Origin of the sequence: Microlunatus endophyticus, assembly GCF_014646195.1 — a bacterium.
Lineage (GTDB): Bacteria > Actinomycetota > Actinomycetes > Propionibacteriales > Propionibacteriaceae > Microlunatus > Microlunatus endophyticus.
Genome location: NZ_BMMZ01000003.1, coordinates 301,020 through 322,199 on the forward strand (window position 1 = coordinate 301,020; position 21,180 = coordinate 322,199).

A 21,180-nucleotide genomic window follows, 5' to 3' on the forward strand; every position below is an offset into this window, starting at 1 on the left:
ATCTTCAGTTGTGATCTTCTGTTGTTGATCTTCAGTTGTGGTCTTCGTACTCGTTGCGCAAATCAGCGGGATCGATGGTCGACAACACCTGCCGGGCCAGGCGTTCTCCCAGTTCTGCCGGGTCGGCGCACGAGCCTGATCCCGAAACAGTGACCAGCTGCGACCCGTCGTCCCCCTTCGTTCTCCCAATTACTGCGGCCAGAGTCAAATCGGTGCCCGCATCGCGGACGGACCGATCGTCGTCGACCTGGGCGGAGGTGACCTCCGCGAGCGCTCCCACCGGTGCAGTGCAACCCGCTTCCAGAACGGCCAGGAATCGCCGTTCGGCCAGGACTTCCGCCCTGGTGGCAACATGGTCGAGCCTAGTCAAAAGCGACCGGATATCCGAATCGAGATTCGTCGCCGCCTCGACGGCCAGGGCCCCCTGTCCCGGTGCCGGCAACATCTCCTCGTGGGTCAGCATCCTGGCCGGCAGCCCGCCGACCTGAAGCTCGCCGACCGTCCCGGCATCGCCGGCGCACGGATCGAAGCCCTCGATCCGGCCCAGCCGCAGGAGTCCGGCCGCGGCCAGCACGGTGGCATCGAAGCGGCCGTCGCGGACCTGCTGCACCCGGGTGTCGACGTTGCCGCGGATCGGCTCGATCCGCAGCCGGACGCCGTGATCATCGGCCCACTGCCGGAGCTGGGCTGCCCGTCGCGGTGCCCCGGTGCCGATCACGATCGGGCGGCCGCTCCTGTCGGGCTCGCCGGGCCAGCGGCCGACGAACACCTCGCGGGTGTCCTCGCGTTCGGGATAGGCGACGATCTCCAGACCGTCGGCGGCGGCGGTCGGCAGGTCCTTGAGCGAGTGCACGCCGATGTCGAACGCGCCGGCCAGCAAACCGTCCCGGACGGCGCCGGTGAAGACGCCGGTTCCACCGATCTGGGTCAGCTCCCGATGATCGACATCGCCCCGGGTGCTGACCGGCACGAATGCCGAGGACACCCCGTAGGCAGCCAGTGCCTCGGCGACCAGATCGGCCTGGGTGCGCGCCAGCGGCGAATTCCGGGCGCCGATCCGGACCGCCGGGGTCATCGGGTCGGACCGGTGCTGGTGATCTGCCCGTCCACGAGTTCGGGACCCTCGGTCGGTTCAGGCGCCGCGGTCGTCTCGGGCGACATCACCGCGACGACGGTCTGCGGGTCGAGGGCGAACAGCTCCCGCAGAGCGGCGGCGTAGTCGACCTGGCCCTGGTTGGCGGCGAATTCCTGGACCCGCACGGTCGGCTGGTGCAGCAGCTTGTCGACCACCCGCCTTACGGTCTTGGCGATCTCGGCCCGCTGGCGCTCGTCCAGTTCGGGGAGCCGGCCGTCCAGCCGGTGCAACTCGGACTCGGTGACCTCGGCGGCCATCGACCGCAGTGCGACAACCGTCGGGGTGACCTGGGAGGCCCGGCGGCGGGCCAGGAAGTCGTGCACCTCGAGGCGTACCAGCTCCCGGGCCGCGTCGACGTCGGCGGTCGAGACGGTGTCGTCACCGGCATGCAGCAGGCGATCGAGATTGATCAGCGGCACCAGGTCGGCGATCGCCGGGTCGGCGTCGGCCGGCAGTGCCAGGTCGATCACCGCGACAACCGGGGTCCCGACGACCTGGTCCGCGGTCAGGACAAGATCACGAGCACCGGTACAGGTGATCACCAGGTCCGAACCGGACAGCACCTCACCCAGCCCGGCGAGCGGGCGAGCCTGACCCCCGATCGCCTCCGCCAGCCGCACGGCCCGGTCGTAGGTCCGGTTGACCGCCGTCACCTGGGCGCCGTGGGCAGCCACGGTCCGTGCCGCCAGCGAGGCCATCGACCCGGCGCCGACGACGGCGACCCGGGCGCCCTCCAGCGATCCGATCATGGACTGGTAGTGCCGCAGCGCGGCGGTCATCATCGAGCGTCCGGCGCCGCCGATCGCAGTCTCGGTCTGGACTCGCTTGCCAACCCGGATTCCCTGCTGGAACAGGGAATTCAGCACCGTGCCGACGGTGCCGATCTGCTGCGCGCCGGTGAGTGCGGTGCGCACCTGGCCGAGGATCTGGTTCTCACCGATCACCATCGAGTCCAGGCCGCCGGAGACGTTGAAGGTGTGGGCGACCGCGCCCTCGTCGAAATAGACCGAGCAGATTCCGCGCAGCAGCGTCGTCTCGGTGCCGGTCGCCTCGGCGAGCTGCCCGGTGATCTCGTCCAGACCGGCGTGGAAGCGCGCCACCTCGGCGTACACCTCGGTGCGGTTGCAGGTGGACAGCACAACGGCCTCGTCGATGTGCTCGCTGCGGGACAGCGACTCCCCCAGCTTGGCGGCGGTGTCGGGATCCATCGACAGCCTGCCCAGGACGTCGATCGACGTCGTCTTGTGGGAGACGCTGACCACCAGGATGCTCACGACGCTGTTGCCTTCTCGATCGTGGATTTGTTGATCTTGATACTCGGCTCGACGACCGAGTCGCCGGTCTGCTGCTCGTGATAAGCCAGGATCTGCAGCTCCTGGCCGAGATCGACCTTGCGCAGATTGACCTCGGCCGGCACCGCGAGTGCCGTGGGGGCGAAATTGAGGATGCTCCGGACACCGCAGGCGACCAGCCGATCGGTCACATCTTGGGCGGCCGCGGCCGGCACCGCGAGCACCGCGATCCGTGGCGACGTTCGGGCGACGACGTCCTCCAGGCGGGCGAGATCGGCGATCGGCACGCCGACCACCTCGCGGCCGATCAGTGCGGGATTGGGGTCGAGCAGGGCGACGATCCGAAATCCCCGGGTGCCGAAGCCGGAGTAGTTGGCCAGCGCGGTGCCGAGGTTGCCCAGTCCGACGATGATCACCGGCCACTCCTGGGCCGAGCCGATCTCGCGGCCGATCTGGAAGCGGAGGTACTCGACGTCATAGCCGACGCCGCGCGTGCCGTAGGTGCCGAGATAGGAGAGGTCCTTGCGCAACTGCGCCGAGTTGACCCCGGCGGCGTCGGCCAGCTCTCCGCTGCTGATCGTGGTGACACCCTCGTCGGCGATCACGTTGAGAGTACGGAGGTAGACCGGAAGCCTGGCGATGGTGGCGTCCGGGATGCCCTTCTCCGCGACCGGCCGGTCGGAACGCATCGGGCCGCCCTGCGGATCGAGTCCCCCGCCGTCCGGCCGGGGCTGTGAGGGCGTCACGTGCCTTGTGCCTCCGATGTGTTCCTGTGCTCCGCCACCACACTGTAGGAGCTTGTGAACGGGATAACAAACCACCGGACAGGTCTCGATCAGGTGGCTCTCACGCACCGCTCGCAGGGTCGTCCGCCTAGTCGGTGTGGAACACCTCTTCGGCCCCGGCCCACCACTCACCCTCGGCGATGGTCTCCAGCGGGCTCTGCATCGGGTCGGTCACCTTCCACCACTCCTGGGTGGTCGGGTCGTCGGCCATCCGGGCCATGTCGGCAGCCAGATCGTCGCCGTGGTACTCGAAATAGGCGAAGAGCAGATTCTCCGGTTCGCGCAGGAAGATCGAGTAGTTCCTGATCCCGGACCCATGGATCTGCTCCAGCACTCCCGGCCAGACGGCGGCATGGATCCGCTTGTACTCCTGGATCACCTCGGGCTTGAGCCGGATGATCTGGGCAACCCTCTGCATGTTCACTCTCCTCGCGTCAGCGCGGCCGTCAGCCGATCCCGGTCGACCCGCCAGAAGTCGTGCTGCCGGCCGTCGACGAAGGTCACCGGCACCTGGTCGGTGTACTGCCGGGCCAGTTTCGGGTCGGAGTCGATGTCCACCTCGCGGTAGCGCACGCCGGTCGCGCGGCAGACCTCGTCGATCACCGTCAGCGCCTCTGCACAGAGGTGGCAGCCGGTCCGGGTCACGACCACCACCCGGGCATCAACAGCATCCTCGGCAGCGTCCTCACCGACACGGGGCTGGGTCATGGCCAGAGTCTGGCACGGCTCCCCCACGCCCGCGCACTAAGGTTGCGATATGACCACGCCGGCCCCCCTCATCCGACCGGATGTCGCGGCAGCGGCGTTCTTCGACCTGGACAACACCGTGATCCAGGGCGCCTCGATGTTCCATCTGGCCCGCGGTCTCTACCAGCGGGGCTTCTTCCCCACCCGGGCGATCCTCAAGGGCCTGTGGTTGCAGACCTGGTTCCGGGTGATGGGCCGGGAGAATCCCGAGCACATGCGCCAGGCCCGGGATTCCGCGCTCAGCTTCATCGCCGGGCACACGGTCGAGGAGATGGCCGCGGCCGGCGAGGAGATCTACGAGGAATCGATCCTGCCCAAGATCTGGCCCGGCACCCGTGCCCTGGTGCAGACCCACCTGGATGTCGGCCAGCAGGTCTGGGTGGTCACGGCGGCGCCGATCGAGCTGGCCGGGATCATCGCCAAGCGACTCGGTCTGACCGGGGCGGTGGCCACCATCCCGGAGACCGTCAACGGCGTCTACACCGGCCGGCTGGTGGGTGAGTTGCTGCACGGACCCGCCAAGGCCGATGCGGTCCGCAACCTGGCCGCCGAACACGGGCTGGACCTGGCCCGCTGCTTCGCCTACTCCGACTCGTACAACGACCTGCCGATGCTGTCGCTGGTCGGCCATCCGTGTGCGGTGAATCCGGACAAGCGACTGGAGCACCACGCGCAGGAACTGGACTGGCAGATCCGCGAATTCCGCACCCATCGCCGGGCGGTCCGCCTCGGATTGCTCGGCACCGCAAGCGCCGGTGCCGCCGCTGGTGCGCTGGCCGCCGGGCTGGGCGTACGGCGGATGCTCAAGCGCTAGCCTCGCGAGCCGTCAGGAACTGCATCCGGATCCGATGATCGACCGCGAGCCGTCGACCGCGAGCCGCTGATTGCCTAGCCTGAGGTCAGGACTCATCGAGCCGCCCCTCCGTGGGGGTCGGCTGAGAGGGATGACGTGTCGCCCGGAGGTGCTCACCCGAAGATGCCGCGCCGCTCCCCGAGCAGCGCATACAGGGTCTGCTGGATCGTCTCTCGGACCTGATCGGTGACGTTGTAGACGACCATCGGATCATCGGCCGCCCCGTCGGGCAGTTCGTCGGTGGCGATCTGTTCGCCGAAGCGGATGATCCACTTGCTCGGCAGCGGGATCATCCCGAGCACACCCAGCAACGGGAACAACGGGGTCACCGGGAAGTACGGCACCCCGAGGATCCTGGCCAGCGCAGGCAGATGGACGATCTGCGGATAGATCTCCTCGGACCCGATGATCGAGATCGGCACGATCGGCACCCGGGCGCGCGCAGCGGCGGAGACGAAGCCGCCGCGGCCGAAGCGCTGCAGTTTGTAACGCTCGGAGTAGAGCTTGCCGAGACCCTTGAAGCCCTCGGGGAAGACGGTGACCAGTTCGCCGTTGCCGAGCAGCCGCTCGGCGTCCTCCTGGCACGCCAGGGTGACGCCGATCTTCCGGGCGAAGTCGCCGGCGTACGGGGTGGCGAAGACCAGGTCGGCACCGAGCGTACGGGAATGCCGTTCGATCTCGTCGTAGATCACCGACTGCAGCACCAGCGCGTCGATCGGCAGCCCGCCGGCATGGTTGGAGACCAGCAGCGCCGCTCCGTCGGCCGGAATGTTCTCGGCACCCTGGACCTCGACCCGGAACCAGGTCCGGGCCAGCTGGCGCAGGGCGGGCAGCACGATCGTCGTGGTGAATTCCGGGTCGAAGCCGAATTCGTCGACGGCGTAGTCACCGGACATCCGGCGCCGGACGAATTCCGACAGTTCGTCCGCGGTGCCGGACCAGTCAACGCCCAGCCGGGCACCGAGGTTGATCAACTCGCGCAGCGGGTCGTCGCCCAACGTCCGCAAGTCCTCGACCGGCAGCTCCCGCAACCCGGCCAGGAACCGCTGCGCCGCGCCACCCAGCTCGGTCAGCAGCCGGGCGAATTCCGTCGGCCGTTCCTGATCATGATCCCGGCCCTGTTGATCCCGGCCCTGTTGATCCCGGCCCTGTTGATCTTGATTGGGCTCATGATCATCGCGATGGTCGTCCATCCAGATCACGTCCGCCTCAGGCACGGCGATCCCCTGCCGATCCAGCCCGGGCCGCCGGCCGCGCCGGGCCGAGCGCCGAACCGATCACGCCGGCCGCCAGCTGGCCCAGTCGCGGTGCCCGGAACCTGCCGGGACGCAGTCCTGCGGCGAAATCCTCCAGCGCCGCCCGGGTCGAGTACTGCGGCGTGAAGCCGGTCGCGGCGGCGAATCGGCTGGTGTCCATACAGCGACCATAGGTGACCGCATCAATCCGGTCGGCGGACATGTCGGCGGTTCCGGTTCGCCGACCGACGGCAGCAACTGGAGCAACCAGCCGCTCGGGAACCCCGATCGCCGGCCGGCCGAGCACCGCCAGGGCCTGTCGCAGGGTGACGACATCCGCAGCGCCGATGTTGAAGGTCCCCGGGTGATCGGCGCCGGCGACCAGCTCCAGGGCGGTCACGGCATCGGACGGATGCAGGAACTGCAGCCGGGCGTCGTACCCCATCGGCGCCGGTACCACCGGGAGCGCCAGATAGCCGGCCAGCGCCGAATCGGTGTGCGCGCCCATCAGCTCGGCCAACCGCAGCACGCTGACGACCAGGTCGGGACGGCGCCGGGCCAGGCGAGAGACGAAACTCTCGATCTCGCGGGCATCCCGGCCGAATCCGGACCGTGGCTCGACCCGGGCCGTCATCTCCTCGGTGAACCGGGCCGGATCGCGGGGCGAGGCTCCGTAGACGCCGGCCGTGGACCGGACGACCAGGCGACGTACGGAGGTGGAGGTCTGACAGGCGGCGAGCAACTGCATGGTGCCGATGACGTTGATCTCTTTCATCATCGCCATACCGCCGGTCTCCGCGGGCGAGGAGACCATGCCGAGGTGGACGACCGTCTCCACCCCGGATCCGGAGAGCAACCGCCCGATGGCGGCGTTGCGGATGTCGGCGCGGATGTAGCGGGTCCGGCCGATGTCGTACTTGGGCGGCAGCACATCGACGCCGATCACGTCGAGATCGTCGCGGGCGGCGAGCGAGCGGGCGAACCGGGCGCCCAGCTGACGCGAGACCCCGGTGATCAGGATGGCCGTCACGACCACAACGGTAGCGCCCGGAACCGGCGCAACAACACGATCCGCCGGCCACGACAGTCTCGTGGCCGGCGGATCGGCGGGCTTTCAGCCGTACGGCTGCAGGTCTTACTTCCCGGCGCGGCGGCGCTGGATGCGTGTGCGCTTCAGCAGCTTGCGGTGCTTCTTCTTCGCCATCCGCTTCCGGCGCTTCTTGATAACCGAACCCACTCTTGGACCTCTCGCTTATCCCGGACGGGCCGGGACCAACGCTTTGTTGGCATTTGGAACGTGTGTCGTCACGACGACCGATCGGCTGTTCACCCACCTGGATGGATGCGCAGCGCCCGGTAACTGCCGGACAAGACAGGAATCCTACCGGCGGTACGGCGCAAGTCGCGAATCCGTCCCAGCCGGGTGACATAGGTGAGCATCCGCAGTGCCGTCGCCGGCCGGTCAACCCGGCCCGTCAAGCAACCGTCAACCCAGCCGCCCGGCCGAGTCCCTGGAACCGGTACTGGCTGACGTGGTAGACGCTGTTGTCGCTGGTGTTCCACTGACTGACGGTCAGCTCCAGGTCATTCAGCGTCGAGCCGGGGATGACGTAGCTGCCGTAGAGCTGGGCAACGTGATTGGCGTCCTGGGCATCCCAGCTGGTCCCGTGCAGCAGGGTGACCTGCTCGGTCCGGCGCAGGTCCTGGGTCGGATGTGCGAGCACCATTGCGTTGATCTCGTAGTTGGTGACGTCGAACCAGCTGAAGACCCAGCGATCGCCGAAGCGGCGCAGCGAGGACTCTCCGATGATGCCGTCGGTCACGGTGTCCGGCCCGGCGCCCCAGCGCCACCGGTTGCCGACCTTGCACCAGGGCTCGTACGCGTCCGGGTTGGTCAGCTGCTCCGGGCGCACCCGGTGCAGGATCATCGGCGTCTCGCGCAGGAATTTCGAGGTGTAGACGTAGACCCGGCCGTCAGCCCCCAGTTCCCAGGTGGCCAGCTGCCGCATCCGGTCGTACGCGTCGGCGGGGAAGCGGGCACCGGAGTCGTGCCAGGTCGCGCCGTTGTCCTGAGACCTCCAGATCCCGCTCCAGATCACGTTGCCGAAGCTCTGGTTGACGACGGCGTGCAGATACATGGTGCCGCCGAGGGTGATCAGGTCCGACGGGATGATCGTGGAGATCTCATCGCCGTGGGTGTACGGGATCAGCTGCGCCGCCGGCGTCCCACCGACCGCAAAGGAGAAGGTGACGCCCCCTTCTTTGGCTGATCGGGGATGAGGGTTGCGGGTACCGGACCACACAGCGGTCGGCGACCGCCAGTTGTCGCCCCAGTCTCCGCTGAAGCTGTCGCCGAAGACGTAGAGCGACCGACCGTCCGGGCAGCGTCCGACGCCCCCAGGTCGACCCAGTCCAAGCCGTACCTGCCGGTGAGGTCGGGCCCGGTCAGGTGTGACAGTCCTGTGTGACAGTCCTGTGTGCCGGTCGGTGATGCCCCGGACGAGTGCCGTGCCCTCGGAAGCGGCGGGTTCCACACTAGGTTGGGACGGTGACAGAGTCATGGTCGGTCGATCTGGCCGACCAGCTGGGGATCGATGGGGTGACAGCGGTCGCGACCTTGCGCGCCGGGCTGGGCGGCAATGAGCTCTGGCGGTTGTCCCGTCCGGACGGTGACCTCGTAGTCCGGGCGTTTCCTCTGGGTGCACCGCCGTACCTGGCCGAGCGCGAGCAGCAAGCGCATGCCTTCGCCGCCGATCACGGGATCGACGTGCCGGCCGTGCACAGCTGTCAGGTCCTTGACGGCCGCTCGTATCTGGTGATGGATCACGTCCCGGGCGAGAGGCTGGCCGATGCGCTGTGGCGCGGCGATGATCCCGATGATCTTGGTCGCCGGTCGGGCGCGACTCTGGCGGCGCTGCACCGGATCACCGATCCGGCGCCCGCGCTGATCGCCCGACGATCCTGGCTCGACTGGCCCGCGGCGATGCCCGGGCTCCGACCGCTGCTGGAGCCGTACGACGCCGGGCACGTCACCCTGCATCTGGACTTCCATCCGGAGAATCTGATCGTCTCCTCCGAGGGCCGGATCGTCGTCCTGGACTGGGCGAACTGCGTCGTCGGACCGCCTGCAGCTGATCTTGCCCGCGCGGGTGCGATCCTCGAGTTGATCTTGGTCGCGGTACCGGAGTTGACCGAGATCGGCCGCCGGGCCGCCGAACGCTACCGGGACGGCTTCCTGGACGGCTATCGCGAGGCCGGCGGCGATCCATCGATCCCCGACCCGGTGCGCGCCTGGGCCTACGCCGGCCAGCGCCGCGACCTGGCCGGCAGCTGGGTCCCGCCGTGGTATCTGGACCGTCTCGACCAGCAGTGCCGGGAGTTGGTCGACGCTCAGAACATCCCGTAACTGCGGGTGATCTCGAACTGGTAGATCAACCGCTCCTCGTCGATCATGGCCCGACGGAAGGCGTCGAGTTGCAGCGGTTCACCGTTCCAGTACAGCGATCCCTCCGGCGGGTTCATCGGTTCCTGCATCACCGTGAAGAGCCGCACGTTGAGCTCGGCGGCGTCGGGTCCGTCGAGCACCGTGACCCGGGTGTCCAGGCTGAGATAGCTGAACTGGTCCTCCGGCGTCGCGCCGAAGACGAAGAGCGTGCAGCGCGGGTCGCGGCGCAGGTACTCCGTACGCCTGCGGCTCCGGGTGCCGGAGCTCCACAGCTTCCCATCGACCAGTGCGATGCCGCAGCGTGCTGCATGCGGACTGCCGTCCGGTCTGATCGTGATCATGGCCGCGGCCCGATGGCCGGCCAGGTAGTCGGCGACCTTCTGGTTCATGTCCCGCAGAATACGCCGGATCGAAGGATTCGAGGCCACGTACGAGCGTTGTCTAGGCTTGCCGGTCATGACCGAGTCCGTCCTCTCTGGGCGGCCGACGCAGCGACCCGGGGAGAGCATCGACCCGGGCCAGCGGACCAAGCGTCCCGCTGCGCCGGCCTTCGCCACACTGTCCAGCCCCTACTTCGGCATCCTCGTCGCCGGCTTCATCGGCGTGATGCTGATCAGCAACATCACCGGCACCAAAGGTGTCCTGCTCTTCCGCTTCATCCACTTCACCGCCGGCCCGTTCACGATGAACGGCTTGGTCACCGATGGAGCCTTCTATCTCTTCCCGGCCGCCTACATCCTCGGCGACGTGATCAGCGAGGTGTACGGCTTCCGCGTCATGCGCCGGTTGATCATCGCCGGTTTCGGCGTGCTGCTCTTCGCCTCATTGGCGTTCATCATCACCATCCATCTGCCCGCCGCCCCCTTCTACACCGGCCAGCAGGCGTTCGAGACCGTCGCCGGGGTGGTGCCGCGCTTCCTGATCGCCGGCCTGGCCGGCTACCTGTGCGGTGAGTTCCTGAACTCCCTGGTGCTGGTCAAGATGAAGCAGCGCAGCGGCGAGCGGAAGCTCTGGGCACGGCTGCTCGGCAGCACCGTGGTCGGCGAATTCGCCGACACCCTGGTGTTCTGCTCGATCGCCGCCGGCGCGCTCGGCATCTCGACCTGGGCCGATTTCACCAACTACACCGTGATCGGCTTCCTCTGGAAGACGCTGGTGGAGATCCTGGTGATGCCCATCACCTATCGGGTCACCGGTGCGCTCAAGCGCCGGGAGCCGAGCTATCAGGAGGCTCTGCGGGCCATCGAGGCCGCCGAGCGCCAGGACGCTGCGCTCCAGCCGTCCCAATCCTGATCAACTCGTCCTGATCAACTGCTGCACCCAGAACAGGCCGTCGGCAGGCTGGTCCGGTGAAAGCGCCGGTTCCAGCCTGCCCATGCCGCGATAGTTGGCGTACACCCGGTTGAGCGCACCCAACTGGTAGGCGACCTCGGCCTGTCGGAGCAACTGGCGGCGGGTGACCCCGTCGCCCTGCCAAGCCTCCAGGTAGCCGTCGCGGAGCCGTACCAGTCCCGGCTCGTCCGGCGGGAGATCCAGCTGGCGCTGCAGCCTTCCCAGCGTCACGGTCAGCGTCGAGAACGGGTGTCCGACGACGCTGTCGCCCCAATCGATCACTGTCAGTCGCCGATGATCATCGGTGGCCAGCACATTGCCCTCGTGCAGGTCATCGTGCTGCAGGGTGGGCGGCACTCCGGCCGCCAGCTCGGCGGACAGCTCCTCGACCCACGGCCCGATCGTGCGCAGGGTGCGCAACTCGTCGGCGGACAGGTGGGCCCGGGCAGCGGGATCGGCATCGAACATGGCGATCAGCCGGTCGTACCAACCGGGCACGGTTGGCGGTCGGAAATCCGGTACGCCGACAGCCAGCAGTTGATCAATCTCGGTCGTCTGCTGAAGCTCGGCGTAGGCAGGCAGCAGCCGTCCCCAGATCGCGAACCGTTCCTCGGCAGTCAGGTCGACATGATCAAGCCGCTGCCCGGCATCGGCGATCAACAGCCACGGATGCCGATCATGGGCGATGGCCTCCGGCAGCAGCGGATGCCGTACGCGGGCGAGCAACCCGAGCAGTGGCGTTTCGTAGACGGTCTCCGCCTTGTTGATCTTGAGCCACCAGAGCCGGCCACCCGCCCGGACCTCCGCGATCTCCGACCACGGCCGGTCGCGTACCGGTGTGATCGACGCATCGGGCACGATGCCCCGCGCCCAGTCGATCGCTCGTTGGTCCACGAGAGAGGACAGTGCCCGACAGACCGTTGTCAGTCCAATCCTTTACCTCGGCTGCCCGGTGTTGTTGCTCGCCGACAAAGGCAGGCAAAGATCGTCGTGTGAACTATTGCCGCCTCGTCGACCCTCCAAGGCGGTTTCGGGAGGTATTCACGGCACTCGGCGGCGAAAGTACTCACGTTTCGGGACCGAGGGCGTTCCCGCGGGAACGCCCCCAGCCACCTTGGTACGTCAGCGCTGTCCGCCGCGGCCGGGCCGCTGTTGCTGCCGGGTCGGCTGCGCCGCACCGGCAGTGAGCGCCGGCACGGCACCGTTGGTGTCCGGAGCCGTGGAGTCTTTGGCCGCTGCACTCTTGTCGGCTTCGTCGGCGCTCTCGTCGGCGTCGCGGGAGAGATCGGTGCGGATCGAGTCGTAGATCGACAGGCCCTGGCCGACCAGGCCGGAGACCAGGCTGGACAGGCCGTCGGAGCCGTTGAGCACAGTGACGTTGGCATTGGCCAGCGCACCCGCCGCCTTCTCCACGATCTGCGGCAGCTGGGCTATCAGCGCCTGATCGAGGGCGACCCGGTCGTTGGACGCTGCCGCGGCGGCTTGGATCTCGGTGCGCTTGGCATCGGCCTCGGCGAGGATCCGGACCCGTTCGGCTTCCGCCTCGGCAGGTCGGATGACCTCGGCGACCAGTTGCTGCTGGCGGAGCTGGCCCTCGCGCTGGGCCAGCGCGGTCTGCGCATCGATGACGTCCTGCTGGGCCTGGGCCTGTGCCAGCGGACCGGCCTGGTTGGCCTTCTGCTGCGCCGCCTGGGTCTCGGCCGCGAAGCCGGCCTGCGCGATCGCAGTGTCGCGCTGATACTGGGCCTGCTGCCGCAAGGACTGCTGCTGGGCCTCGGCCGCCTTCTGCTGCGCCTGGGCCTGCGCGACCTGGGCGGACTGCTGGATCGCCGCATTGTGCGGAGCCGCCATGGCGGCGATGTAGCCGAGGCCGCCGTCGTCGATGGACTGGATCTGCAGGGCGTCGACGATCAGTCCCATCGTCGCCATCTCGCCTTTGGACGCGTCGAGCACCTCGCTGGCCAGCTTCTGCCGCTCGGTGATGATCTCCTCGACCGTCATCGATCCGATGATCGAGCGCAGGTGGCCGGCGAAGATGCGCCCGGTCAGGGTCGGCATCTGGCTCTGGTCGGAAAGGAACCGCTGCGCCGCGTTCACGATGCTCGCCGCGTCGTTGCCGACCTTGGCAGCGATCACCGCCTTGACGTCGAGCGCGATGCCCTGCTTGGTGACACACGGCTCGTTGACCTCGGCCTCGAACATGGCCAGTGTCAGGAAGGCCGCCTTGCGGAAGAACGGCGCAACGAATGCGCCATGGCCGGTGACGACACGGAAAGGTGCATTGCCCGAGGCCTTCCCACCTGAAACCAGCATCGCCCGGTCGGGCGGCGGCACACGGTAACCGAACATGAAACCTTCAATCCTCTCTGCGGAGTTCCTGACCGGGCGGGTAGTTCCTCCGTCGCGGGTCAGGCACAACTACCAAGGTGCAACGACGATCGATCGCGCGCCGAGCACCTCGACGCAGAGCACGGTGCGTCCGACGGCCAGCGGTTCCTCCGATCGTGCGATGAACACCTCGGTGCCACCGCGGATCGGGAACTCGACCTCTCCCGGACCATCCTGCCCACGTGTCGCAGTCACGACCGTGCCGACCAGCCCGATCGGTGTCTGGTCCGGTCCCTCGCCGAATCTCGCCACCGCTCCATCGGACACGGAGATGATTCTAGGGCTCCAGAGGGTCTGCAGGATCCGGTTTCGATCCAGCCCGAGGCTGCTGCCACGGTAGAAGCGAAAGCACGCAAACTGTTGACCAGGGGGCTGGAAGACGCGCCCGTCACGATCGCCGACCAGTTCGTGACGCCACCACGGTCGCGGAGATCGAGCTCGGCGTGATCGCCAAGGAATGCGCCGCACCGCTGACTCCCCGTCCAGGCAGCGTCAGACGAGTCGATCGATGGCGACCAGGTTGGCGATCGTCAGCTCCCGGCGGCGCCGGTTCCACTCGGTCGCCAGTCCCTCCGGCGCCGGAGCGCCGATGATCGTCATCAGCAGGTGCACCGGTTGCCAGCCCGGCAGATCACCGCTGCGGTTGCGGGCGTAGCTCTGCCAGAACGCCTGGCGCAGATGGGCGAAGTCCGCTTCCCAGGCGAAGATCCCGAATCCCCATTCGCCGAAATCGAAGTCGCTCAGCGGATGCTGCACGCCGGCGCTCTCCCAGTCGATCAGCCCGACCACCCGGCCGTGATCGCCGATCATGATCTGGCCCTCGTTCATGTCCCGGTGGGTCAGCGTCGGGGCAAGATCACAACATGGTCGTACGACCTCCAGCCAGTGCTCGGCCCGACGACCGGGAAGCCCGGCCGCAGCGGCCAGCCCGAAGGCGATCTTCTCCAGCCGGCCGGGCTCGAGGTAGTCGACGAAGTGCCGCAGTTCGGCTTCGAACGGGTCCGGGCTCTGCGGAGTCGGCGCCCCGATCGGCTCGGGCATCGCGGCGACCGGGATGGAGTGATAGGCGGCGACGATCGCGCCCAGGTCGGCCAGCATCGCGGCCACCACAGCCAGGTCGGCACCGGACTCGTACGCCGCCCAGGAGCGCGCGTCGTACCGGCTGACCACGGTCACCGGGAAGGGCCAGAACTCGTCATCGACGATCCGGTCGATCAACCGGGGCGCCGGGATGTCGTACGCCTCCAGCAGCGGCAGCGCAGCTGCCTCACGTTCGAGGCCCGGCACCCACCGGGGACTGCGGGGAAGGAGCAGTACCCGGTCGCCGGCGAGGATGGCGAACCGGTGCCAGCCCTCTCCGGTCAATTCGACGCCGGTCAGATCCGCATCGCCGAGGTGGTGCCTCAGGCGGTCTCGCTGCGGCGGCGTCAGGACGACATCGAGCGGATTCACGCGGATCCGTGACGGGTCGCCGGAGCCGCGGTCGGCGGGCTAGCCGGTCTCGTAGTAGCTGCCCCGAAGGTAGTCGTGGACGGCCTTTTCAGGCACCCGGAAGCTGCGGCCGAACCTGGCCGCTTCCAGTTCGCCGGAATGGATCATCCGGTAAACCGACATCTTCGAGACTCGCATCACCGCGGCCACCTCGGCCACAGTGAGGAACTTGACGCCGGACAGCGACCCGCCGAGCGGTGTCACGCCGGGCGTATCAGCGCCGTTTGCCATGAGTGCACACCTATCCGATACGCGTCACGGGCCCGGCTTCCCCTCCGGACTGAAGTCCACGCATCTGCTGTGAGACTAGTGGCAAGAGGTACTCCAGGGAAAGTCGCCGGTCAGAAATCCGGCCGACACGCCCGGGCGGTGCTTGACCTTCGGGTCCCGAAGGCCCTCGTCAGGGTCAGAATCCCGGATCAAGCCCGAGGTCGGGGAAGACCGCGCGCCGGGTCGCCAGAATCGCCTGGTCCAGGCGACTGGCCGGATCGATACCGGCCGTCACGGGAGTGAAATCGGTCGATCCGCCGTCGGTCATGCTCATCGGTGCGCCGTCGCCCGCCTCGTCCCGCCACAGCTGCGGGATCGAGGTCGGGGGCGGGATCGGCGTGCCGGCGACGATAGCCAGCAGGTGTGCCCACGCGCGCGGGACGACGTCCACCAGCGAGTAGCCGCCGCCGCCGCCGGCGATCCAGCGGCCCTGGGTGAGCTCGTCGGCGAGGCGGGCCAGGGCCAGGTAGGAGGCGCGTTGCCCGTCCACACTCAATCGCAGGTCGGCCAGCGGATCGGAGTAATGGGAGTCACAACCGTGCTGCGTGACCAGGATGGTGGGCTTGAAGGCCGCCAGCGCTTCCGGCACGACGGCGTCGAAGGCGCGCAACCAGCCGCGATCATCGGTACCGGCCGGCAACGCGACGTTGACCGCCGAACCCGCGGCGTCCGGGCCGCCGGTCTCGTGTGGATATCCCGTGCCTGGGAAGAGTTTCACCGGCGTCTCGTGCAGGCTGATCGTCAACACCCGCGGGTCGTCGTAGAAGATCGTCTGCACGCCGTCGCCGTGGTGCACGTCGACGTCGACATAGGCGATCCGCTCGCATCCCTGCTCGAGCAGCCAGTGGATCGCGATGGCGAGATCGTTGTAGATACAGAAGCCGCTGGCCGCCGAGGGCATCGCATGGTGCAGGCCGCCGGCGATGTTGACCGCGCGGAGCGCCTCGCCCTGCCAGACCGACCTGGCCGCGTCAACACTGGCTGTGACGATCTGCGACGAGACCTCATGCATATAAGGGAAGACCGGGTTGTCCTCGGTGCCGAGACCGAAGATCGGATTGGGCTCGGCGGCCTGCACCGCTGCGATGTAGGCATCGGAGTGGACCCGGCGCAGGAGTTGATCATCGGCCGGCGACGGATCAACCCGGTCGAGCTGATCAAGAACGCCGAGTGCTCGGGCCAGGCTGATCGCGCTGCGGACCCGGCCGGGCCCCATCGGGTGGAAGCTGCCGAAGTCGTACCGGGTCAGGCCGTCGGAGAAGACCAGTCGCGCCCGGCGGTTCTGCCGGGACCCGGGTGTGCCCCGGAGCGCTTCTCCGCCGCCGGTCACGAGTGCCGGTCTTCGGGAGCCGGCCTGCTGTTTGCCCGCGCCGCTTCGGCCAGCTGGCCACCGCGATCGCGGGCAGCCTCCATCGCGCCGAGGAAGGCGGCCCGAAGTTTGTGATCTTCGAGCACCCGGAGCGCGGCCGCTGTGGTCCCGGCCGGTGAGGTGACGCGCTCGCGCAGGACCGCCGGATGATCGCCGGATTCCTTGAGTAGCGTGGCCGATCCGTAGATCGTCTGAACGACCAACTCGCTGGCCGTCTGCCGCGGCAGCCCCAGATGCACTCCGGCTTCGATCATGGACTCCACCACCAGGAAGAGATAGGCGGGACCGCCGCCGGAGATCGCCGTCACGGCATCCTGGTACTTCTCCGGGAGCACCGTCACCCGGCCGGTCGCGGTCAGCAGTCCGGCCACCAGATCGATCTGGGCGGCGTCGGCGTGCCGACCGCCGGAGACGGCTGCCATCCCCTGGTCGACCTGCGCCGGAGTGTTCGGCATCGCCCGCACCACCGGTACGCCGGCCGGCAGCCGCGCCTCGATCAGGTCGGTGGTCACCCCAGCCGCCAGTGAGGCGACCAAGGTGGCGGGAGTGATCACCGGCGCAATCTCGTCCAGTACGCCGGTGATGTCGGCCGGCTTGACCGCGATCACCACGATCTCCGCCTCCGCGGCTGCGGTCGCGTTGTCGGCCGTACGAACGCCGTAGCGCTCCGCCAGGTCCGTCCGGCGCTCCGGCCGCCGTGCCGTGACCGTGATGTCGTCGGGCGCCCAGCCGGCGCGCAACAGTCCGGAGAAGACGGTCTCGCCCATCACCCCGGCGCCGATGACGGCGAGTTTGGTCACGCGGCGTCCCCGGCGGCCGCCTGCTGCCGGGCGGCAACCAACTCGGCGATCTGGACTGCGTTCAGCGCCGCGCCCTTGCGCAGGTTGTCGTTCGATACGAACAGCACCAGACCCTTGCCATCCGGAGCCGACCGGTCGGCCCGGATCCGGCCGACGTACGACGGGTCGCGTCCGGCGGCGTCCAACGGCGTCGGGACGTCGGACAGCTCGACCCCGGGCGCGTCGGCCAGCAGCTTGGTGGCCTGCTCCGGGGTGATGTCGGAGGCGAATTCGGCGTGGATGGCGAGTGAGTGACCGGTGAAGACCGGCACCCGGACGCAGGTGCCCGCGACCAGCAGCTCCGGCAGGTGCAGGATCTTGCGCGACTCGTTGCGCAGCTTCTGCTCCTCGTCGGTCTCCAGGCTGCCGTCGTCGACGATCGAGCCGGCCAGCGGCAGGACGTTGTACGCGATCGGCTTGACGTAGACCTGCGCCTCGGGGAACTGCGCGGCCGAGCCGTCGAAGGCGAATCGGGCCGCATCCGCGGTGACTGCCTGGGCCTGCCGGTCGAGCTCGGCGACGCCGGCGCCGCCCGAACCGGAGACGGCCTGGTAGGTCGCGATCACCAACCGGGTCAGCCCGGCCGCCTTGTTGAGCGGAGCCAGCGCCGGCATCGCGGCCATCGTGGTGCAGTTGGGGTTGGCGATGATGCCCTTGGGCGGGTTGATCGTGTCCTCCGGGTTGACCTCGGAGACGACCAGCGGGACGTCGGGATCCATCCGCCAGGCCGAGGAGTTGTCGATCACGACCGCACCGGCGGCGGCGACCTTGGGCGCGACCGCCTTGGAGGCGTACTTGCCGTTGGAGAAGAGCGCGATGTCCAGGCCGCTGATGTCCGCGGTGTCGGAGTCCTCGACCGTGATCTCGGTGCCCTTCCAGGGCAGTTTCGTCCCGGCGGACCGCGCCGAGGCGAAGTAGCGGATCTCGGACACCGGGAAGGCACGCTCCGCCAACAGGCGGCGCATCACGCCGCCGACCTGGCCGGTCGCACCGAAGACACCAACTCGCATGGGTCGAGCATAGGAGGACAGGGCCGCCCGACCGGCATCCTTTCCGCCGTCCGGACCTTCAGCCATCCGAGACGAGCCGCACGCACGGACCGGCGAGCGGCTGAGGACCGGCCACAGGAGCGTGCGGGAGGATGGTCGCGTGATGCGTGTGATGCCGGTTCGCCCGTCCCGAGGCTGGATCGGGGCCGAGGTGCTGATCGTGCTCGGCCTGTCGCTGGGACAGTCGGCGATCTACTCCATCCTGAGCATCGTCGACCGGCTGACTCGCAACGAGGCGCTCAACCAGCAGTCATCCCAGCTCAACACCTCGGTCACTCCGGACCGGCCGTGGCTGGACCTGAGCTACCAGATCGCCAATATCGCCTTTCCGCTGGTTCCGGTGGCGCTGGCGCTGTATCTGCTGGCCCAGCGCAATCCGTACGGTGCCCGCAGCCCGTTCCGGCTGATCGGTTTCGATCTGCGCCGTCCGGGCTTCGATCTCGGTCTCGGCGCGCTGACGGCGTTGTGCATCGGGGTGCCCGGACTCGGGCTCTACCTCGGGGCCCGTGCGCTGGGGCTCAATACCCAGGTGCAGGCCTCGGGCCTGGCCGACAACTGGTGGACGATCCCGGTGCTGGTGCTGTCGGCGGCGCAGAATGCGGTCCTGGAGGAGACGATCATGCTCGGCTTCCTCTACACCCGCTTCCGCCAGCTCAACTGGCGCTGGCCGGTGATCATCATCGTCAGCGCGGCGATCCGCGGCAGCTACCACCTCTACCAGGGCTTCGGCGGCTTCGCCGGGAATCTGATCATGGGCGTGATCTTCGGGCTGGTCTACCTGAAATGGAAGCGGGTGATGCCGCTGGTCGTCACCCACACCCTGCTGGATGTCTCCGCCTTCGTCGGCTACGCCCTGCTCGCACCCCACGTCAGCTGGCTCTGAACCGATGACCCTGCTCCAGCTGCACCAGCTACCGAGATCCGCGCCGTCTGCAGCTGGTGCGGATCTCGGTAGCCGGTGCGGATCCTGGGACCAGCGGGGCGGAGACCAGGCGCGGGGACCAAGGGCGGAGACCAGGGGCGGGGACCAGGGGCGGGGATCAGCGGCGGGCGATGCCGCGGGCCAGTTCGGCCAGGTTGACCGGGTGCTCGGTCAGCAACCCGACCAGGTAGCCGTACCGGTCCGGGCCGTACGGCAACCGGACCCGGACGGTGTGCCCGGCGGCCAGCAACCGTCGCTGCTCGGCCTGCCCGATCCCGTACGGGAACTGGAATTCAAGATCACCGGGCGCCCGGCCGGCCTGCAGCGCAAGCGTCTCGGCGATCTTGATCAACCGCCGGTCACCGGTGCTGATCATCGGCCGACCGGTGCCGTTGATCAAGATCTTCAGGCAGCGTACGTAGGACTTGTCGATCTCGGAACGCTGCGGGTAGCCGGCTGGGTCTCCCGCCGGGTCGGCACCCTTGACCAGGGTGACCCGGCATCCCGTCGCAGCAAGATCACGACAGTCGCTCTCACTGCGACGCAGCGCCGAGGACACGACGACGCCGGTGTCGGGATAGTCCTTGCGCAACTTGGCTGCCAACGCCAGCGTCGCCTCGGTGCTGCGGTGGTCCCCCGGCTCCACGGTGACCAAGCCGGCAGCCGTACGGGCGGCGATGCAGATCACCCGAGCGTTCTCCAGGGTCTGGGCCTCGACCGTACGCAGCTGGCCGGCCTGCCCGCGCCCGATCGCGTCCGGGGTGATCGACACCTCGGTACTGCCGGCCAGCTTCTCCCGGCGTAGTCGATCAAGGAGGTCGACGTAGGCCTGGGTACGCTGGTCCGCCTGCTCGGCCGAAGTCGTCGGGCTGCAAAGCTCGGTCAGCGTGGCTCGCAGCCCCTGGCCGACCAGCCGGCGGGCGGCCAGGACCGCGTCGTCGGGACCTTCGCCGCAGACGAAGCCGCGGACCAGCTGATCGGTCGCCGGAAGGCCGGTGATCATCTTCTGGACAGCATCGCTCCGGGACATGCCGAGCAGGGTCTCCCGCAGCATCCGCCCTCCGTCCGGTGCGTCAATGCCCTCGATGGATTCGATTCCCGGCAACCCTAATGGCTTGCCGGCCTGACGGCTGCCGACCCGGAGGGTCAGGTGTGGCTGGCCACGCCCGCTGAATCCACCTCGTACGCATGGTGCTGAGCCCCGGCTTCCAGATGGGTCCGGGCGAAAGCCAGTGACTCTGCGAGATCGAGTTCCCGCTGGGCTCGGGTGGCACTGCGGCGGGAGTTGACCTCGAGGACCACGTGGCCGGCGAATCCGGCACCGGACAGATACTGCAGCGCTTGATCGGCGTGCTGGTCGCCGCGGCCGGGGACCAGATGCTCGTCCTTCATCGACCCGGTGCCATCGGTCAGGTGCACGTGCCCGAGCCGGTCGCCCCAGGCCTTGGCCAGGTCGAGCGACTGCTGCCCTGCGGTCGAGGCGTGCGAGAAGTCCAGGGTGAGGTCGTCGTACTCGAGATTGGTCGGGTCCCAGGCCGGCAGGTACGCCTTCAGCTCGGTGCCCGGCATCCGCCACGGGTACATGTTCTCCAGGCAGAAGCGGACGCCGCTGCGCTCGGTCAGCGCGCGCAGTTTCGGCACGAAGTCCCGGGCGTAGTCGCGCTGCCAGCGAAACGGCGGATGCACGACGACGACATCGGCGCCGAGTTGCTGGGCCGCCTTGGCCGACCGCTCGAGCTTGGCCCAGTTGTCGGTGCCCCAGGTCCGCTGGCTGATCAACAAACACGGCGCATGCACCGAAACCACCGGCAACTCGTGGTAGTCGCGCAGTTTCTCCACCGCGTCGATATCGGTCGACACCGGGTCGATCCCGACCATCAGTTCGATGCCGTCGTAACCGAGGCGGCCGGCCAGCTCGAAAGCGCTCGACGTCGTCTCCGGATAGACCGACGACGTGGACAGCGCGATCTTCGGTGTCCGGCGGTCGAGATTGTCGCTCACCCCTCCAATGTAGTGCCGGCCGGGCTA

Annotated in this window: 24 protein-coding genes; 4 read left to right on the plus strand and 20 right to left on the minus strand. The window is 68.3% G+C overall.

What is annotated here, in order from left to right; all coding sequences use genetic code 11:
- Window positions 1-31: 31 nt before the first annotated feature.
- The 5 genes from IEY07_RS08265 to IEY07_RS08285 all read right to left on the minus strand — a co-directional run bounded on the left by IEY07_RS08265 (window position 32) and on the right by IEY07_RS08285 (window position 3,920).
- Window positions 32-1,075 (minus strand): hydroxymethylbilane synthase, encoded by a 1,044-nt coding sequence (locus tag IEY07_RS08265; protein WP_188894713.1) that lies wholly within the window; start codon window positions 1,073-1,075, stop codon window positions 32-34.
- Window positions 1,072-2,409, minus strand: a complete 1,338-nt coding sequence (locus IEY07_RS08270) for a glutamyl-tRNA reductase (protein WP_188894714.1) — start codon at window positions 2,407-2,409, stop codon at window positions 1,072-1,074. Before IEY07_RS08270 ends, IEY07_RS08265 begins: the two co-directional genes overlap by 4 nt.
- Window positions 2,406-3,116, minus strand: coding sequence for a redox-sensing transcriptional repressor Rex (locus tag IEY07_RS08275; protein WP_188894864.1), 711 nt, complete (start codon window positions 3,114-3,116; stop codon window positions 2,406-2,408). Before IEY07_RS08275 ends, IEY07_RS08270 begins: the two co-directional genes overlap by 4 nt.
- A gap of 184 nt (window positions 3,117-3,300) precedes the next feature.
- Entirely contained in the window at window positions 3,301-3,630 is a 330-nt protein-coding gene (locus IEY07_RS08280; RefSeq protein WP_188894715.1) for an L-rhamnose mutarotase, read from the minus strand.
- Window positions 3,631-3,632: 2 nt separating this feature from the next.
- The gene (locus IEY07_RS08285) at window positions 3,633-3,920 is read right to left on the minus strand and encodes a glutaredoxin family protein (RefSeq protein ID WP_188894716.1); all 288 of its coding nucleotides are present in this window, start codon (window positions 3,918-3,920) and stop codon (window positions 3,633-3,635) included.
- Window positions 3,921-3,969: 49 nt separating this feature from the next.
- On the opposite strand from IEY07_RS08285, the gene IEY07_RS08290 reads away from it, so the two are divergent.
- Window positions 3,970-4,773, plus strand: coding sequence for an HAD family hydrolase (locus tag IEY07_RS08290; RefSeq protein WP_188894717.1), 804 nt, complete (start codon window positions 3,970-3,972; stop codon window positions 4,771-4,773).
- Window positions 4,774-4,925: 152 nt separating this feature from the next.
- Here the strand turns inward: IEY07_RS08290 and IEY07_RS08295 are convergent, their stop codons facing one another.
- From IEY07_RS08295 to IEY07_RS08310, 4 genes are all read right to left on the minus strand, one after another.
- A complete protein-coding gene (locus IEY07_RS08295; RefSeq protein WP_229669851.1) occupies window positions 4,926-6,029 on the minus strand; it encodes a lysophospholipid acyltransferase family protein in 1,104 nt (367 codons plus the stop codon).
- Window positions 6,022-7,077, minus strand: a complete 1,056-nt coding sequence (locus IEY07_RS08300) for an NAD-dependent epimerase/dehydratase family protein (protein WP_188894718.1) — start codon at window positions 7,075-7,077, stop codon at window positions 6,022-6,024. Before IEY07_RS08300 ends, IEY07_RS08295 begins: the two co-directional genes overlap by 8 nt.
- A gap of 105 nt (window positions 7,078-7,182) precedes the next feature.
- Window positions 7,183-7,284 (minus strand): 30S ribosomal protein bS22, encoded by a 102-nt coding sequence (locus IEY07_RS08305; RefSeq protein ID WP_042842924.1) that lies wholly within the window; start codon window positions 7,282-7,284, stop codon window positions 7,183-7,185.
- A 238-nt stretch (window positions 7,285-7,522) separates the two neighbouring features.
- On the minus strand, window positions 7,523-8,608 hold the full coding sequence (locus IEY07_RS08310) for a DUF4185 domain-containing protein (protein WP_229669852.1): 1,086 nt from the start codon (window positions 8,606-8,608) through the stop codon (window positions 7,523-7,525).
- On the opposite strand from IEY07_RS08310, the gene IEY07_RS08315 reads away from it, so the two are divergent.
- Window positions 8,596-9,453: a phosphotransferase family protein gene (locus IEY07_RS08315; RefSeq protein ID WP_188894720.1), complete on the plus strand. Its 858-nt coding sequence runs from the start codon at window positions 8,596-8,598 to the stop codon at window positions 9,451-9,453. The two genes, IEY07_RS08310 and IEY07_RS08315, sit on opposite strands and share 13 nt — an antisense overlap.
- On the opposite strand, the gene IEY07_RS08320 is transcribed toward IEY07_RS08315, so the two are convergent.
- The gene (locus IEY07_RS08320) at window positions 9,438-9,881 is read right to left on the minus strand and encodes a pyridoxamine 5'-phosphate oxidase family protein (protein ID WP_188894721.1); all 444 of its coding nucleotides are present in this window, start codon (window positions 9,879-9,881) and stop codon (window positions 9,438-9,440) included. The two genes, IEY07_RS08315 and IEY07_RS08320, sit on opposite strands and share 16 nt — an antisense overlap.
- A gap of 67 nt (window positions 9,882-9,948) precedes the next feature.
- Here IEY07_RS08320 and IEY07_RS08325 point away from each other — a divergent pair, with 67 nt between their 5' ends.
- Window positions 9,949-10,785: a queuosine precursor transporter gene (locus tag IEY07_RS08325; RefSeq protein WP_188894722.1), complete on the plus strand. Its 837-nt coding sequence runs from the start codon at window positions 9,949-9,951 to the stop codon at window positions 10,783-10,785.
- Here the strand turns inward: IEY07_RS08325 and IEY07_RS08330 are convergent, their stop codons facing one another.
- The 8 genes from IEY07_RS08330 to IEY07_RS08365 all read right to left on the minus strand — a co-directional run bounded on the left by IEY07_RS08330 (window position 10,786) and on the right by IEY07_RS08365 (window position 18,191).
- Window positions 10,786-11,718 (minus strand): phosphotransferase family protein, encoded by a 933-nt coding sequence (locus IEY07_RS08330; RefSeq protein WP_188894723.1) that lies wholly within the window; start codon window positions 11,716-11,718, stop codon window positions 10,786-10,788.
- A gap of 228 nt (window positions 11,719-11,946) precedes the next feature.
- On the minus strand, window positions 11,947-13,173 hold the full coding sequence (locus IEY07_RS08335) for an SPFH domain-containing protein (protein WP_188894724.1): 1,227 nt from the start codon (window positions 13,171-13,173) through the stop codon (window positions 11,947-11,949).
- Between the two features lie 69 nt (window positions 13,174-13,242).
- Window positions 13,243-13,479, minus strand: a complete 237-nt coding sequence (locus IEY07_RS08340; RefSeq protein ID WP_229669853.1) for an NfeD C-terminal domain-containing protein — start codon at window positions 13,477-13,479, stop codon at window positions 13,243-13,245.
- Between the two features lie 225 nt (window positions 13,480-13,704).
- Entirely contained in the window at window positions 13,705-14,664 is a 960-nt protein-coding gene (locus IEY07_RS08345) for a phosphotransferase family protein (protein WP_188894725.1), read from the minus strand.
- Between the two features lie 39 nt (window positions 14,665-14,703).
- Window positions 14,704-14,934, minus strand: a complete 231-nt coding sequence (locus IEY07_RS08350) for a helix-turn-helix domain-containing protein (protein WP_188894726.1) — start codon at window positions 14,932-14,934, stop codon at window positions 14,704-14,706.
- Window positions 14,935-15,109: 175 nt separating this feature from the next.
- Window positions 15,110-16,303: an acetoin utilization protein AcuC gene (locus IEY07_RS08355; RefSeq protein WP_229669854.1), complete on the minus strand. Its 1,194-nt coding sequence runs from the start codon at window positions 16,301-16,303 to the stop codon at window positions 15,110-15,112.
- Window positions 16,300-17,142: a pyrroline-5-carboxylate reductase gene (gene proC / locus IEY07_RS08360; protein WP_188894727.1), complete on the minus strand. Its 843-nt coding sequence runs from the start codon at window positions 17,140-17,142 to the stop codon at window positions 16,300-16,302. The genes IEY07_RS08355 and proC overlap by 4 nt, the downstream gene beginning before the upstream one ends.
- Window positions 17,139-18,191 (minus strand): aspartate-semialdehyde dehydrogenase, encoded by a 1,053-nt coding sequence (locus IEY07_RS08365; protein ID WP_188894728.1) that lies wholly within the window; start codon window positions 18,189-18,191, stop codon window positions 17,139-17,141. Before IEY07_RS08365 ends, proC begins: the two co-directional genes overlap by 4 nt.
- Before the next feature lie 142 nt (window positions 18,192-18,333).
- Between IEY07_RS08365 and IEY07_RS08370 the strand changes: the two genes are divergently transcribed.
- Window positions 18,334-19,113, plus strand: a complete 780-nt coding sequence (locus IEY07_RS08370) for a CPBP family intramembrane glutamic endopeptidase (protein WP_229669880.1) — start codon at window positions 18,334-18,336, stop codon at window positions 19,111-19,113.
- Between the two features lie 157 nt (window positions 19,114-19,270).
- Here the strand turns inward: IEY07_RS08370 and IEY07_RS08375 are convergent, their stop codons facing one another.
- Both IEY07_RS08375 and IEY07_RS08380 read right to left on the minus strand, forming a co-directional pair.
- Window positions 19,271-20,206: a proline dehydrogenase family protein gene (locus tag IEY07_RS08375; protein WP_188894729.1), complete on the minus strand. Its 936-nt coding sequence runs from the start codon at window positions 20,204-20,206 to the stop codon at window positions 19,271-19,273.
- 92 nt (window positions 20,207-20,298) lie between these two features.
- Window positions 20,299-21,153: a sugar phosphate isomerase/epimerase family protein gene (locus tag IEY07_RS08380; RefSeq protein WP_188894730.1), complete on the minus strand. Its 855-nt coding sequence runs from the start codon at window positions 21,151-21,153 to the stop codon at window positions 20,299-20,301.
- Window positions 21,154-21,180 lie beyond the last annotated feature (27 nt).

Bases quoted from the DNA above. Each gene is read 5' to 3' on its own strand.
- IEY07_RS08265 (WP_188894713.1), bottom strand. From the start codon at position 1,075: ATGACCCCGGCGGTCCGGATCGGCGCCCGGAATTCGCCGCTGGCGCGC.
- IEY07_RS08275 (WP_188894864.1), bottom strand. From the start codon at position 3,116: ATGCGTTCCGACCGGCCGGTCGCGGAGAAGGGCATCCCGGACGCCACC.
- IEY07_RS08280 (WP_188894715.1), bottom strand. From the start codon at position 3,630: ATGCAGAGGGTTGCCCAGATCATCCGGCTCAAGCCCGAGGTGATCCAG.
- IEY07_RS08285 (WP_188894716.1), bottom strand. From the start codon at position 3,920: ATGACCCAGCCCCGTGTCGGTGAGGACGCTGCCGAGGATGCTGTTGAT.
- IEY07_RS08290 (WP_188894717.1), top strand. From the start codon at position 3,970: ATGACCACGCCGGCCCCCCTCATCCGACCGGATGTCGCGGCAGCGGCG.
- IEY07_RS08310 (WP_229669852.1), bottom strand. From the start codon at position 8,608: ATGACTCTGTCACCGTCCCAACCTAGTGTGGAACCCGCCGCTTCCGAG.
- IEY07_RS08320 (WP_188894721.1), bottom strand. From the start codon at position 9,881: ATGAACCAGAAGGTCGCCGACTACCTGGCCGGCCATCGGGCCGCGGCC.
- IEY07_RS08325 (WP_188894722.1), top strand. From the start codon at position 9,949: ATGACCGAGTCCGTCCTCTCTGGGCGGCCGACGCAGCGACCCGGGGAG.
- IEY07_RS08335 (WP_188894724.1), bottom strand. From the start codon at position 13,173: ATGTTCGGTTACCGTGTGCCGCCGCCCGACCGGGCGATGCTGGTTTCA.
- IEY07_RS08350 (WP_188894726.1), bottom strand. From the start codon at position 14,934: ATGGCAAACGGCGCTGATACGCCCGGCGTGACACCGCTCGGCGGGTCG.
- IEY07_RS08365 (WP_188894728.1), bottom strand. From the start codon at position 18,191: ATGCGAGTTGGTGTCTTCGGTGCGACCGGCCAGGTCGGCGGCGTGATG.
- IEY07_RS08370 (WP_229669880.1), top strand. From the start codon at position 18,334: ATGCGTGTGATGCCGGTTCGCCCGTCCCGAGGCTGGATCGGGGCCGAG.
- IEY07_RS08375 (WP_188894729.1), bottom strand. From the start codon at position 20,206: ATGCTGCGGGAGACCCTGCTCGGCATGTCCCGGAGCGATGCTGTCCAG.